Annotated in this window: 11 protein-coding genes; 6 read left to right on the top strand and 5 right to left on the bottom strand. The window is 65.3% G+C overall.

Features of this window, described 5'->3' with window-relative positions; genetic code table 11:
* Positions 1–1,679 (bottom strand): acetate--CoA ligase (acs, locus tag A8G00_RS22765; protein WP_103001766.1); only part of this gene is annotated, 1,679 nt, incomplete at its 3' end.
* A 181-nt stretch (positions 1,680–1,860) separates the two neighbouring features.
* On the opposite strand from acs, the gene A8G00_RS22760 reads away from it, so the two are divergent.
* The gene (locus tag A8G00_RS22760) at positions 1,861–2,532 is read left to right on the top strand and encodes a glutathione S-transferase family protein (RefSeq protein WP_025551482.1); all 672 of its coding nucleotides are present in this window, start codon (positions 1,861–1,863) and stop codon (positions 2,530–2,532) included.
* Between the two features lie 142 nt (positions 2,533–2,674).
* Here the strand turns inward: A8G00_RS22760 and A8G00_RS22755 are convergent, their stop codons facing one another.
* Entirely contained in the window at positions 2,675–3,838 is a 1,164-nt protein-coding gene (locus tag A8G00_RS22755; RefSeq protein WP_025551484.1) for a diguanylate cyclase, read from the bottom strand.
* Positions 3,839–3,915: 77 nt separating this feature from the next.
* Positions 3,916–4,797 carry a LysR substrate-binding domain-containing protein gene (locus tag A8G00_RS22750; protein ID WP_025551486.1) on the bottom strand — a complete coding sequence of 294 codons (882 nt, stop codon included), beginning with the start codon at positions 4,795–4,797 and terminating at the stop codon, positions 3,916–3,918.
* A 338-nt stretch (positions 4,798–5,135) separates the two neighbouring features.
* Between A8G00_RS22750 and A8G00_RS22745 the strand changes: the two genes are divergently transcribed.
* From A8G00_RS22745 to A8G00_RS22735, 3 genes are all read left to right on the top strand, one after another.
* Positions 5,136–7,430: a CDC48 family AAA ATPase gene (locus A8G00_RS22745; RefSeq protein ID WP_025551488.1), complete on the top strand. Its 2,295-nt coding sequence runs from the start codon at positions 5,136–5,138 to the stop codon at positions 7,428–7,430.
* Between the two features lie 214 nt (positions 7,431–7,644).
* A complete protein-coding gene (locus A8G00_RS22740) occupies positions 7,645–8,289 on the top strand; it encodes a class I SAM-dependent methyltransferase (protein ID WP_044660396.1) in 645 nt (214 codons plus the stop codon).
* A 253-nt stretch (positions 8,290–8,542) separates the two neighbouring features.
* Positions 8,543–9,808 carry a glutamate-5-semialdehyde dehydrogenase gene (locus A8G00_RS22735; protein ID WP_103001765.1) on the top strand — a complete coding sequence of 422 codons (1,266 nt, stop codon included), beginning with the start codon at positions 8,543–8,545 and terminating at the stop codon, positions 9,806–9,808.
* A 101-nt stretch (positions 9,809–9,909) separates the two neighbouring features.
* Here the strand turns inward: A8G00_RS22735 and kdsA are convergent, their stop codons facing one another.
* Positions 9,910–10,737, bottom strand: coding sequence for a 3-deoxy-8-phosphooctulonate synthase (gene kdsA, locus A8G00_RS22730; protein ID WP_099185598.1), 828 nt, complete (start codon positions 10,735–10,737; stop codon positions 9,910–9,912).
* A 5-nt stretch (positions 10,738–10,742) separates the two neighbouring features.
* On the bottom strand, positions 10,743–11,036 hold the full coding sequence (locus A8G00_RS22725) for a hypothetical protein (protein WP_025551496.1): 294 nt from the start codon (positions 11,034–11,036) through the stop codon (positions 10,743–10,745).
* Positions 11,037–11,057: 21 nt separating this feature from the next.
* On the opposite strand from A8G00_RS22725, the gene A8G00_RS22720 reads away from it, so the two are divergent.
* Together A8G00_RS22720 and A8G00_RS22715 are read left to right on the top strand one after the other, a co-directional pair.
* On the top strand, positions 11,058–12,185 hold the full coding sequence (locus tag A8G00_RS22720) for a hypothetical protein (RefSeq protein ID WP_099185395.1): 1,128 nt from the start codon (positions 11,058–11,060) through the stop codon (positions 12,183–12,185).
* Positions 12,182–13,555: a cytochrome P450 gene (locus A8G00_RS22715; RefSeq protein ID WP_061938250.1), complete on the top strand. Its 1,374-nt coding sequence runs from the start codon at positions 12,182–12,184 to the stop codon at positions 13,553–13,555. The genes A8G00_RS22720 and A8G00_RS22715 overlap by 4 nt, the downstream gene beginning before the upstream one ends.
* The last annotated feature ends 138 nt before the right edge of the window (positions 13,556–13,693 follow it).

Here is a 13,693-nt window from a genome sequence, read left to right as displayed (position 1 = left end):
TAGGCGTAGATGCCCTGTCCCTTTATGTCGTGCGGGAAGCCCACCACCGCCGCCTCCGCCACCGCCTCGTGCAGCACCAGCGCGCTTTCCACCTCCGCCGTGCCCATGCGATGGCCCGACACATTGATCACGTCGTCGACGCGCCCCGTGATCCAGTAATAGCCGTCCTCGTCCCGCCGCGCCCCGTCGCCGGTCGTATATTTGCCGGGAAAGGTCGTGAAATAGGTCTGGAAAAAACGCTCATGATCGCCCCAGACGGTGCGCATCTGGCCCGGCCAGCTTTGCGCGATGACCAGATTGCCCTCGGCCGCGCCGTCCAGCACATGGCCCTCCGCATCGACGATCTGCGGCACCACGCCCGGCATCGGCAGCGTCGCGGAACCGGGCTTCAGGTCCGTCGCGCCCGGCATCGGCGCGATCATCGCTCCGCCCGTCTCGGTCTGCCACCAGGTGTCGATGATCGGGCAGCGATCCTCGCCCACGACATGATGGTACCAGCGCCAGGCCTCCGGATTGATCGGCTCGCCCACCGTGCCCAGCAGGCGCAGCGACTGGCGGCTGGTCGAATGCACGAACTCGTCCCCCTCCTTCATCAGCGCGCGCAGCGCCGTGGGCGCGGTGAAGATGGTCTGCACCTGATGCCGGTCCACGACCTCCCATATGCGGCTGGGCGTCGGATAGTTGGGCACGCCCTCATAGATCAGCGTCGTCGCCCCGTTCGCCAGCGGGCCATAGACGATATAGCTGTGTCCCGTGACCCAGCCGATGTCCGCCGCGCACCAATAGATGTCGCCGGGCCGGTAGTCGAAGCACAGCTCATGGGTCAGGCTGGCCCAGAGCAGATAGCCGCCGGTCGTGTGCAGCACGCCCTTGGGCTTGCCCGTCGAACCCGACGTGTAGAGGATGAACAGCGGATCTTCCGCGTTCATCGGCTCGGCGGGGCAATCGGCGGAAACCTTGGCCGCTTCCTCATGCAGCCACAGGTCGCGGTCCTCGGCCATGGCGACAGCCCCACCGGTCGCCTGGACGACGATCACCTTGCGGACGCTGGTGCATAATTTCAGCGCCGCGTCGACATTGGTCTTGAGCGGCACCTGTCTGCCCGCGCGGCACCCCTCGTCGGCGGTGATCACCAGCGTGGAATCGCAGTCGATGATCCGTCCCGCCAGCGCCTCCGGCGAAAAACCGCCGAATACGACGCTGTGGATCGCGCCGATCCGCGCGCAGGCGAGCAGGGCGAAGGCGGCTTCGGGGATCATCGGCATATAGACGGTGATCCGCTCGCCCTTCTTCGCCCCTGCGGCCTTCAGCACATTGGCGAAGCGGCAGACCTCCTCATGCACCTCGGCATAGGTGTAGCGGCGCGGCTGCGCATCCGGCGAATCCGGTTCCCAGATGATCGCGGTCTGGTCGCCGCGTTCGGCCAGATGCCGGTCGATGCAGTTGACGCTGACGTTCAGCACGCCGTCGGCAAACCATTTCACCCCGAAATCGGCTTCGTGGAAGCTGCTCTCATTGGTTTTCGTGGGAAAGTTCACCCAATCCAGCCGCTTCGCCTGCTCCAGCCAATAGGCGTCGGCGGCATCGATGGACCGTCGATAGTCCGCCGCCCGTCCGTCCCGGTCGAACAGGGCGGAAGACGCCCATTCGGCAGGAACCGGGAAAAAATCGTCAGACATGCAGCATCCTTTCCTTCACGAAACCATCGCTTGGCGTCCTCCTAGAACCAAGCCGCGGCGACAGGAAGACAGGATCGTTCTGCCCCGGCCACAGTTTCCGCTCATGTCGCACCGGATTTAAGCAGGATCATGCCATTTGCCGCTTTTCGCATGAGCCGGCTCGGCCTAACAGGAAGGGAATATGTGGCAACTTTTCCAATTTCCGCTCTGTCCATTCTCGCGCAAGGTCCGTCTGCTGCTCGGTGAAAAGGGCGTGGGCTACGACCTGGTGCGCGAATCGCCCTGGGAAGCGCGCGACGAGTTCCTCGATCTCAATCCCGCCGGCACGACGCCGGTGATGGTGGATCAGGAAAAGGGCGTGACCCTGATCGACAGCCAGGCGATCTGCGAATATTTCGAGGAGACGGTGGAGAAATTCCCGCTGATCTCCGGCACCGCCGCGGGCCGGGCGGAGGTGCGGCGGCTGACCGCCTTCTTCGACCAGAATTTCTACGGCGACGTCGTCGGCCCGCTCCTGCATGAACGGATGAAGAAGCGCCTGATAGAGCGCGCGCCGCCCGATGCCCGCGTGCTGCGGGAAGCGATGAAGCGCGCCAATGTCCATATGGATTACATGGACTATCTGCTCGACCATCGCGCCTGGATGGCGGGTGGAACGCTGAGCCTGGCGGACATCGCCGCCGCCGCGCATCTTTCGGTGGCGGATTATCTGGGCGGCATCGACTGGGCCGGGCATGAGACGGTGAAGCGCTGGTATGCGGGCTTCAAGTCGCGCCCTTCCTTCCGGCCCCTTCTGTCGGAGCGGATGGAGGTGATCACCCCGCCGCCCCATTATGAAAAGCCGGATTTTTAATACGGACATTCCCCTCCCGCAAGCGGGAGGGGTCAGGGGTGGGCGCGAGCGCAGCGAGCTTCCAGCCTAGAGGTAGAGAACCGCCGCCGATGTCGCGCCAGCCCGCCCTCCGACCCCCGCTTGCAGGAGGGTGAGGTGGGGGTCAATCCAGCTCCGCGGCCAGATATACCCGGTTCCGGCCATGCTCCTTGGCCAGGTAGAGCGCGCGGTCCGCCGCCTTCAGCGCAGCGCGCGGGTCTTCATAGGCCAGCACATTGGCGACCCCGGCGGAAAAGCTGACCCGCTCCATCCGTTCGCCATTGGCCCGGTTGACCAGGCTGCGGGTGGACAGGTCCTGCCGCACGCTGTCCACCGCTTCGCATGCCTCGGCGGCGGTCTTGCCCCGGAACAGCATGACGAATTCCTCGCCGCCATGGCGCGCGACATGGCATTGGTCGTTGCTGACCTTGGACAGCAATCCCGCCACGAATTTCAGCACCCGGTCGCCGGTATCATGGCCATGGGTATCGTTGATCAGCTTGAAATGATCGATGTCGCAAAAGGCGACGGCCAGTTGCTGCCCTTCCTTCTGCGCCTGCGCCAGTTCCTCGCGCAGCGTGCCTTCGAAGGCGCGGCGATTGGGCAGGCCGGTCAGATGGTCGTGCTCGGCGGCGCGGCGCGCGCTTTCCAGATTGGATTTCAGAAGCTGCGTCTGCTTCTGATTGTCGCGAAGCTGGCTTTCGACCTGCCGGGTCTTTTCCACCATGGATCGGGTCAGCGCCACCAGGCGCGCCAGCACCGGCTGGTTGTCGGAACCGGCGGCCAGGCCCTTCACCTCTTCCTGCAACGCCGCGCCATAATCCTTGGCTGAATTGCGCGATTCGGTCATCAGCCCGGTGAATTGCGACAGATTCTCCTCGACCTTGTCGAGCATCGAGGCAAGCGCTTCGGGCGTGACCTCGTCGTTGCGCTGTTCGGCGGCGACATTCTCGACCCAGCCATTGGTGATCTTGCCGCGTTCGGCCAGCACCGCTTTCACGGCCTTTTCCACGCCAATATGCGATCCGGTCAGATAATCATGGGCGACGCCGAAATTGAGCGGCGTCAGGTCCAGGTCATGGGCGAACAGGAAATCGCCTATGTCCTCGTACAGCTTGCGCCGCTGGACGATTTCCCGGCTGGAAGCGCTGCCGTGCCGGGCGCGTTGCGGCTGCTCCGGCTCGTCCATGGCCTCGTCGTCGGTCTTGCCTGACAGACCTCTGGCCCAGCGGGCCAGGCGGTCGGTCAGACCATGTTGCGCGTTTGCGGAAGATGATGCCCCAGTCATGTCCGCTAGAACGACCGGCGATAAACAAGGTTAAGGACATGCCAAGCGAAAAGGCGCAAGGCGTTGATCGTCCTCGATTATATGTCCGCGCCGATCAGCCAGTCGCGGAAAATCCGCACCGCCCGGGTCTGCAGCGCGCGCGGCCGGCAGACGAAGAAATAGCGATAGGGGCTTTCGACCCGATTTTCCGGAAACAGCCGGACCAGCCGGGAATCCTGCGCTTCATTATAGTGGCTGGCGTGCATCACGGCGATGCCGAGCCCCTGCGCCGCCGCCTCCAGCATCAACTGACCGGAATCATAATTGTCGATCGCCAGCGGTTGCAGGTCGGGCAGGTGCACCGCCTCCTTCCACGCCTCGAAGGCGAGCGCCATGTCGCGATGCAGCAGCACCGTATGATTGGCCAGCTCCTGCGGGGCGGTCAGCGCATTGGGCGCCTCCAGCAACGCCTTGCGCCCGATCAGATAGACCTCGTCATGGTCCAGCTCATGGGCGTAGAGCGCGGGATCGATGTCCTTCGCCAGCACGATCGCCGCGTCCAGCCCTTCGCCCAGCCGCGCCACGGCATAGGGGGTGGTCTCGATGTCGATATGAAGCTGCGGATGCCGCTGCCGAAGGGCGCCCAGATGGGGGAACAGCCTTTGCGTCGCGAACAGCGGCATGACCGCCAGCCGCAGCCGCAACTGGTTTCCGCCGCTCTGGATATTCTCCAGCGCCTGGCTCAGCGAATCGAGCGCCGGCGCGATGTCGTCCAGCAGGCGCTGCCCGTCGGCATTGATTTCCAGCGCCTGATGCTTGCGGTCGAACAGGGGCCGGCCGATGAACCGTTCCAGCGCCTGCACCCGCCGGCTGAGCGCGGGCGTCGAGAGCGCGAGTTCCTCCGCCGCGGCCTTGACCGATCCAAGGCGGGCGACCTGAACAAAGGCCTCCAGGGCCGTAAGGGGCGGCAATCTACGCATAAACCGTCATGTTCATCTGGCCGGTCCGCTGCGACGCATCATTGCTTCTTCTGGAACGGCGCGCAAACCGGCTTCAAGCATCCTTATTCCACTGAGCAGGAAAAAAGGGCAGTTGGCAAGATGCAAAAATTGCAACTCCTCGATTCTTTTCGCACTTGCGAAAATACATCCCGCACTGCACATAGGAAAGGCCTTTCAGGCATCCTCTCCTATAAACTTTCCGGGCTGGCCTTCGGGCCGGCCCTTTTTTTATTCGTTTCGGGGCTCGCCATGGCCCCTTTCCCTCAGCCGCGACGTTCCCTATCTCGTTACGCAGCGAACAGAACGGGGAAGGCGAAGTGGCCGAAGAAGAAACCGCAGGACGCAGGATACAGGTGGCCAATGCGCGGCCCGAAGATGCGGGGCGCGGCCTCGCCCGCCTTCCTTTGGCGGTCATGGCGGAACTCCACCTTGCGGAAGGCGATGTGGTGGAGATCGCGGGCAAGCGGTCGACCCCCGCACGGGTGGTCCGGCCCTATAAGGAGGATGAGGGGCTGGATGTCCTTCGCCTCGACGGGCTTCAGCGGGCCAATGCGGGCGTCGGATCGGGCGACTTCGTGATCATCCGGAAGGTCGATCCCCGGCCTGCCCAGCGGGTCGTCTTCGCGCCTGCACAAAATAATCTGCGGTTGCAGGGCAATCCGGAGGCGCTGAAGCGCGTTTTCTTCCAGCGGCCGCTCGCCTCTGGCGATGTCGTCGCAACTGCGGGACAGCAACAGGTGCCGCCCGGCGACATGCCGCCCCAGTTGCGCCAGATGCTGGCCGCCCCGGCCTATGCCTTGCAGGAAATCCGCCTGGTCGTGGTATCGACCGTGCCCAAGGGCATCGTCCATATCGACGCCGACACGGAAGTGGAACTGCGCGCCGAATATGAGGAGCCCCGCGAATCCCGCCGCGCCGACGTCACCTATGACGATGTCGGCGGCATGGCCGAAGCCATCGACCAGCTGCGGGAAATGGTGGAATTGCCGCTGCGCTATCCCGAACTGTTCGAGCGGCTGGGCGTGGACCCGCCCAAGGGCGTGCTGCTCCACGGCCCGCCGGGCACCGGCAAGACCCGGCTGGCCCGCGCCGTCGCCAATGAATCGGAAGCGGAATTCTTCCTGATCAACGGGCCGGAGATCATGGGTTCGGCCTATGGCGAGTCGGAAAAGCAGCTCCGCGAGATTTTCGAGGCGGCCGCCAAGTCGGCGCCGTCGATCCTCTTCATCGACGAGATCGATTCCATCGCGCCCAAGCGCGGCAATGTGACCGGGGAGACGGAAAAGCGCCTCGTCGCCCAGTTGCTGACGCTGATGGACGGGCTGGAACCGCGCACCAATCTGGTCGTCATCGCCGCCACCAACCGGCCGGAAGCGATAGACGAGGCGCTGCGCCGCCCCGGCCGCTTCGACCGGGAAATCATCGTCGGCGTGCCTGACGAGCGCGGACGGCGGGAGATATTGGGCATCCACACCCGCGGCATGCCGCTGGCCGACGGCGTTGATCTGGGCGAACTGGCGCGCATGACCTATGGCTTTGTCGGTGCGGATCTGGCGGCGCTGACCCGCGAGGCGGCGATCGAGACCGTGCGCCGCTTCATGCCCCGGCTCAATCTGGAGGAGGGAACGATCCCCCCTGACGTGCTGGAGGAACTGTCCGTCGCGCGCGACGACTTCATGGCCGCGATCAAGCGCGTCCAGCCCTCCGCCATGCGGGAGGTGATGGTGCAGGCGCCCAATATCGGCTGGGCCGACATCGGCGGCCTGGACGAAGCGCAGATGCGCCTCAAGGAAGGGGTGGAACTGCCGCTCAAGGACCCGGACGCCTTCCGCCGCATCGGCATCCGCCCGGCCAAGGGGTTCCTGCTCTACGGCCCGCCCGGCACCGGCAAGACGCTGCTGGCGAAGGCCGTGGCGCGGGAAGCGCAGGCCAATTTCATCGCCACCAAATCGTCCGACCTGCTCAGCAAATGGTATGGGGAAAGCGAGCAGCAGATCGCCCGCCTCTTCGCCCGCGCGCGGCAGGTGGCGCCGACGGTCATCTTCATCGATGAACTGGACAGCCTGGTTCCGGCGCGCGGCGGCGGCCTTGGCGAACCGCAGGTGACGGAGCGGGTGGTGAACACCATCCTGGCCGAGATGGACGGGCTGGAGGAATTGCAGTCCGTCGTCGTCATCGGCGCGACCAATCGCCCGACGCTGATCGATCCGGCGCTGCTGCGGCCGGGCCGGTTCGATGAGCTGATCTATGTCCCCGTGCCCGATCAGGCAGGGCGCAGGCGCATCCTGTCCATTCACACGGGCAAGATGCCGCTTGCCGAGGACGTCGATCTGGATGCGCTGGCGGAGCGCACGGAGCGGTTCACCGGGGCCGATCTGGAGGATCTGGTCCGCCGCGCCGGCCTGGTCGCGCTGCGCCAGTCGCTGTCGGTCGACAAGGTCACACAGGCGCATTTCGAAGCCGCGCTGGAGGATACCCGCGCCTCCGTCACGCCCGAAATGGAGCGGGAATATGAGCAGATCCAGGCAACGCTGAAGCAGAGCGTGATGCAGATCGATCCCATCGGCTTCGTGTCGCCCGGCATGTTGCGGGCGCGCGCCAGGACTGAATGAAGAGACATGCTCCCGCGAAGGCGGGAACCCGGTTCCGCCGTTTGAACCGGGTTCCCGAAAGGCCTCCTGTCCTGTTGAACGCCTTCGCGGGAACGCATGCGCACGACCTGATGATGCCGGTCCCTCCGACCTATTTGTCCCTCCACCGCGAAGGCGCTTGCATGCCCGTGCGATTTTTGCGAGTCGGACAGGCAAGGCAGACAGGCGAGAATGAATGGCCTCCATCCCTTTGAAGAAAAAGAACCGGGCCGTTTCCGGAAAACCGTCCTCCACCTTCCTGGGTCAATGGGGCATGTTCCTCCGGCAGTTCATCAAGCATCCCGGCATGATCGGATCGGTCATCCCGTCCTCGCAAATGCTGGTCGACAGCATGCTGGAGGGCGTGGACTGGCAACGGACCCGGCTGTTCGTGGAATATGGCCCGGGCGTCGGGACGTTCACGCGGCCCATTCTCGACCGGCTGCATCCGGACGCCACCCTGTTGGCGATCGACCTCAATCTCGACTTCGTCGCCTATCTGGAGGCGGAGATCGACGACCCCCGGCTGCGCATCGTCCACGGTTCGGCCGCCGATGTCCGCCGCTTCATCAAGGAGGCCGGCTATGCCCAGGCGGACTATGTCCTGTCGGGCATTCCCTTCTCGACCCTGCCCGGCGGCGTGGGGGAGGCGATCTGCGCCGAAACCCGCTCGGTGCTGAAGACCGGCGGCGCATTTCTGGTCTATCAATATTCCGGCTATGTCCGCCGCCTGCTGTCGCCGCTGTTCGACGAAATCGGCGACCGGGTGGAGTGGCGCAACATTCCACCGTGCCGGATGTTTACGGCGGTGAAGCGGGAAATCCTGGCCCAGGTGGCCTGACCCTTCCGCCTTCCTGTTGAATTTACGTCATTTTGCCGGGATTTTCTCCTGTCCGGCAGGTCTATACCCCATTTGGGGTATGCGCCATGCAGCGCCGGTCGCTACGCGCCCCGCATAGGCAGACCTTCTGCCTCCGGCGGCCGGGCCATATTGCGACCCATGGCCCGGTTGCCGGCTAAGGTTGCCGCAACGATCGTTTCGCTTCGGCCGGCTTTCATGATAAGGCCCGGCGCGAAACACGGCGAGATAGTTCATGAACGACCTGACCCAGACCCCCGAAATGCTGATCGCGACCATGGGCGCGCGCGCCCGCGCGGCAGCGGCCCAGCTTTCCACCGCCAGCGACGCGCAGAAGATCGACGCGCTGCGCCGCGCCGCGCAGGCGCTACGGGATCAGGCGCCGCGGATCATCGCCGCCAATGCCCGGGACATGGAAAACGCTGCCGCCAACGGCCTGTCGCCGGCCATGCTCGACCGGCTGAAGCTGGACGAGGACCGCGTCCTTGCGACGGCGGCGGGCGTGGATCAGGTCGCGACCCTCATCAATCCGCTGGGCAGCGTGATCGACAGGCAAGTCCGCCCCAACGGCATGGAGTTGAGCCGCGTCCGCGTGCCGCTGGGCGTCATCGGCATCATCTATGAAAGCCGCCCCAATGTGACCGCCGACGCCGCCGCGCTCTGCCTGCGCGCCGGCAATGCCGTGATCCTGCGCGGCGGCAGCGAGGCGAAGGAAAGCAACCGCGCCATCCACGCCGCGATGGTCGAGGGGATCGTCGCCGCCGGCCTGCCCGCCGATGCCGTGCAACTGGTCCCCACCACGGACCGCGCTGCCGTGGGCGCGCTGCTGAAGGCGTCGGAATTCATCGACCTGATCGTCCCCCGCGGCGGCAAGAGCCTGGTCGCCCGCGTGCAGGAAGAGGCGCGCGTGCCCGTCCTCGCCCATCTCGACGGCATCAACCACAGCTATGTCGACGGCGCGGCCGATCCGGACATGGCGCAAAAGCTGGTGGTGAACGCCAAGATGCGCCGCACCGGCATTTGCGGCGCGACCGAGACGGTGCTGATCGACAAGGCCTATGCTGAGGCGCCCGCCATCGTGAAGGCGTTGCTCGACGCCCAATGCGAAGTGCGCGGCGACGAGGCCGTGCAGGCGATGGACAGCCGCGTCACGGCGGCGTCGGACGAGGATTGGGATACCGAATATCTCGACGCCATCGTCTCTGTGCGGATCGTGGATGGGCTGGACGAGGCGCTCGCCCATATCGCCGCCCATGCCAGCCATCATACGGACGCGATCATCACCGAAGACGCGGGAAAGGCCGAGCGCTTCCTGAACGCGGTCGACAGCGCCATCGTGATGTGGAACGCCTCCACCCAGTTCGCGGACGGCGGCGAGTTCGGGCTGGGCGCGGAGATCGGTATCTCCACTGGCCGACTGCATGCCAGAGGCCCTGTGGCGCTGGAAGGCCTGACGACCTATAAATGGCTGGTGCGCGGAACGGGGCAGACCCGGCCGTAACGCCCAAACCCCTCCTCCGTTCGCCCTGAGCTTGTCGAAGGGCTTCGACAGGCTCAACCCGAACGGGGAGAGGGTGGTGCTCAAAATGGAGAGGGTGGCGCTTACCCCTTCACCACCCCATCGATCGCCTTCAGCTTCTCCAGCATCGGCCCGACCCACTCCAGCGGCAGCATCACCGGCCCGTCCGAAGGCGCATGGTCCGGATCGTCATGCGCCTCCGCAAACACCGCCGCGACCCCCGCCGCCACCGCGCTCCGCGCCAGCACCGGCGCAAATTCCCGCTGACCGCCGGAAGCCGATCCCAATCCGCCCGGCTGCTGCACCGAATGGGTGGCATCGAACACCACCGGATAGCCCGTCTGCGCCATCACCGGCAGCGCCCGCATGTCGCTGACCAGCGTGTTGTAACCGAAACTCGCCCCGCGCTCCGTCAGCAAAATCCGCTCATTCCCGGTCGACGCGACCTTCTGCGCCACCGCCGCCATGTCCCACGGCGCCAGGAACTGCCCCTTCTTCACATTGACCACCGCGCCGGTCCGCCCCGCCGCCAGCAGCAAATCGGTCTGGCGGCACAGAAAGGCGGGAATCTGGAGAATATCCACAGCCTCCGCCGCCGCCTCCACCTGCCCGGCCTCATGCACGTCGGTCAGCACCGGACAGCCGAACGCCGCCTTCACCTCCGCCAGGATCGCCAGCCCCGTATCGATCCCGACGCCCCGCTGCCCCGATACGGAGGTCCGGTTCGCCTTGTCGAAGGAGGATTTGAAGATGAACGGCACCCCGGCACGTCCCGCAAGGCCGGATAGCTTTTCCGCCATCATCATCGCATGGTCGCGGCTCTCGATCTGGCAGGGGCCGGAGATCAGGACGAAGGGCAGGTCGTTGCCGACGGTAACCGACCCGATGGAAACATGCTTGGCTGTCATCATCGCGTTCACTTCGGCGCTTTGACGAAGCGGCGCAAGAGCTGCCCGCGCCAAAGCCCCTTGCCGGGATGATAATTCCAGCAGAACCAGCCGAAGACGAGGCAGGCCAGCAGCGAGGGCAGCGCCATCGGATCGCCTTCCCCTTTCATGTGCCGGTAAAAGGCAAGGTCCGCCCGCCACCGGTCCCGCTCGCTGCCGCCGCCGTTGATGCCATAGGCATTGTCGTGACGCCGGCAACCGATGTTTCGGTTGTATTTGCGGTGGTCTATGAAATAGCAGTAATCGCGTTCGGGTGTCGTCATGGCCCGATGTGGACAGGGGCCATGGAAAAGTTCAAGCGTAAAGTCTTCTACCTTGGCGGTTTCGATCCGCGCGGGGTGCGTTTCTACCACCAGATGTACCGCGAGCAGGCGGAAGCCTACACGCGCCTGTCGGGCGAACGGGTGGAGGTCAGCGCCCGCCGCTCCGGCCCGGCCTCTTCCGCCAGTTGGACCGTCACCAACCACGGCGCCGGGGTCGAGACCGATTATGAGTTCCTCCGCTGGGAGGATCTGGTCGGCAAGGTATGGATACGCAATCCGCTGCTGCTGGCGTGGCGCTCCATCGCCACATATGGCGCCCATGCCCGCCACATGCAGTTCCTGCGGATGCGGAAACTGCGTCCGGGGCCGGTCATCACCATCCTCTATCCGCCGCTGCTGGCGGTGCTGATCCCACTGGCGCTGGCGCTGATACCCGCGCTGCCGCTTTCGCTGCTGATGCCCTTCTGGGCCGCCGCGCTGATCGGCATCGCCGTCAGCGTGGCTCTGTCGGGCCGCCTGCTCAACAAGCTGATCGTGCCCTGGCTGCTCCGTTTCATGGTTTACAACCACAGCGTCGCCGCCCAAGGCCCCGGTACGGATATGGACGAGCGCCTGGACCAGTTCGCCGCCCGCATCGTGGGGGAGGTGGACGGCCCCTGGGACGAGGTCGTCTTCGCCTCCCACAGCAACGGCACCATCTATGCGATGAGCGTGCTGCGCCGCATCCTGGAATTGCGCGGCGACCGGCCGCTGCCCGACAATTTCACCGTCCTCACCCTGGGCCAGGTCGTTCCCGTCATCGCCCTGCGCAAGGATGCGCGCTGGTATCATGCCGACCTCAAGGCGCTGGACGACAAGCCGTTCCGCCTGGTCGATTTCTCCGCTCCCCCCGATGGCGCGGCCTATCATGGCGTCCATCCGATCCGCCTCGTCTCGGATCGGTGCGCGGCGCGCGTCGACCTGCTCTCGCCCCGCTTCCACCTCTTCTACGATCCGGAAAACTATCATGGCGGCTGGTCGAACAAATATGAGGCGCATTTCGACTATCTGCGCGTGGGCGACCGCCTGTCGCCGGTGGACTATGTCAGCCTCACCGCCGGCCGCCGCACCATCGACGAAGCCATAGCGCAGTTCAGGACGATCCCATGACGCAGCCCTTCACCCCGCCCTATCCCGAACCGCCGCGGACCCGCCGTGGCCTCGTCAAGCGCTTCTTCCGGGGCTGGCATAGTTGGATTCATGTCCTGTTCGAGAAGAGCTACACGATGAAGCTGGGCGAAATCCGCATGCCCGGCCAGACCATGTACATCGCCAACGAACTGCCGCTGGTGGACCAGATCCTGCGCGGCGGCACGGCCTATCCCAAACATCGCGAACTGGTCCGCAACCTGTCCCCCCTGATCGGCAACAGCGTCTTCTCCGCCAATGGGGAGGATTGGGAAAGCCAGCGCGCCATGGTGAACCCCGCCTTCGCCCACACCGCGCTCAACCGCTCCATGCCGCTGATGGTGGCGGCGGCCGACGACCTGCTCGCCCGGCTCGACGCGGCGGACAAGGGCAAGCCGGTCGACATCGACCCGATGATGACCCATGTGGCGGCCGACATCATCTTCCGCACGCTTTTCTCGGAGCCGCTGGACGAGCGCCGCTCCAACATCATCCACACCGCCTTCGGCCGTTTCCAGCGGCTCGCCCACAGCGCCTCGATGCTGCGCCTCTACGGCTTTCCGGCGCGCTGGTTCGAGAAACGCTCGCTGGCCCCGGCAAAGGCGATCCATGAGGTCTTCCGTCCCATCGTCGAAGCGCGCCATGAGGGCTTCCACCAGCGCGGCGAGGCGCCGCACAAGGACATCCTCCAATCGCTGATCGAGGCGAAGCATCCCGAAACCGGCGACCCCTTCACCCTGCAACAGGTGATGGACCAGGTTTCCACCGTCTTCCTCGCCGGCCATGAAACGTCCGCCAGCACCATGACCTGGGCGCTCTACATGCTGGCGGAATGCGCCCATATCCAGACCGCCGCCCGCACGGAGGTGCAGCAGCTCGCCGGGGACGCGCCGCTCACCGCCGCGATGCTCAAGGACATGGGGGCGATCCGCAACATCTTCCGCGAAACGCTGCGCCTCTATCCGCCCGTCGCCTTCTTCCCGCGCGAAGTGACCTGCCCGATGCCGATGCGCGACAAGAGCCTTGAGGAAGGCGCGATGCTGGTCGTCGCCCCCTGGCTCACGCAGCGCAACAAGGACAACTGGGCCTGTCCGCACAGCTTCATGCCCGAACGCTTCGAAGATCCCGCCAATGCGGAGATGGTGCGCCAGGCCTGGTTTCCCTTCGGCCGCGGCCCCCGGGTCTGCGTGGGCGCGGGCTTTGCACAGCAGGAGGTGATGACGGTGATCGCCAGCGTCCTGCGCCGCTACCGCCTGTCGGTGCCCGACGGGTTCAGGCCCGAACCGATCAGCCGCCTGACCATCCGGCCAAGGACGGGGATGAAGCTGATGTTCGATGCCGTCCGGCTTTGACGGATGGGGTGGTAATCGGACATTCCCCCTCCCGCAGGCGGGAGGGGGTTAGGGGGTGGGCTGGCGCGGCATCTGCGCTGTTTTGCAACGGCTAAGTCAGAAGCTCGCTACGCTCGCGCCCACCCCTAACCCCTCCCG

Source organism: Sphingobium sp. SA916 (assembly GCF_002894065.1).
Lineage (GTDB): Bacteria > Pseudomonadota > Alphaproteobacteria > Sphingomonadales > Sphingomonadaceae > Sphingobium > Sphingobium fuliginis.
This window is presented reverse-complemented; position numbering and strand designations above follow the sequence as displayed.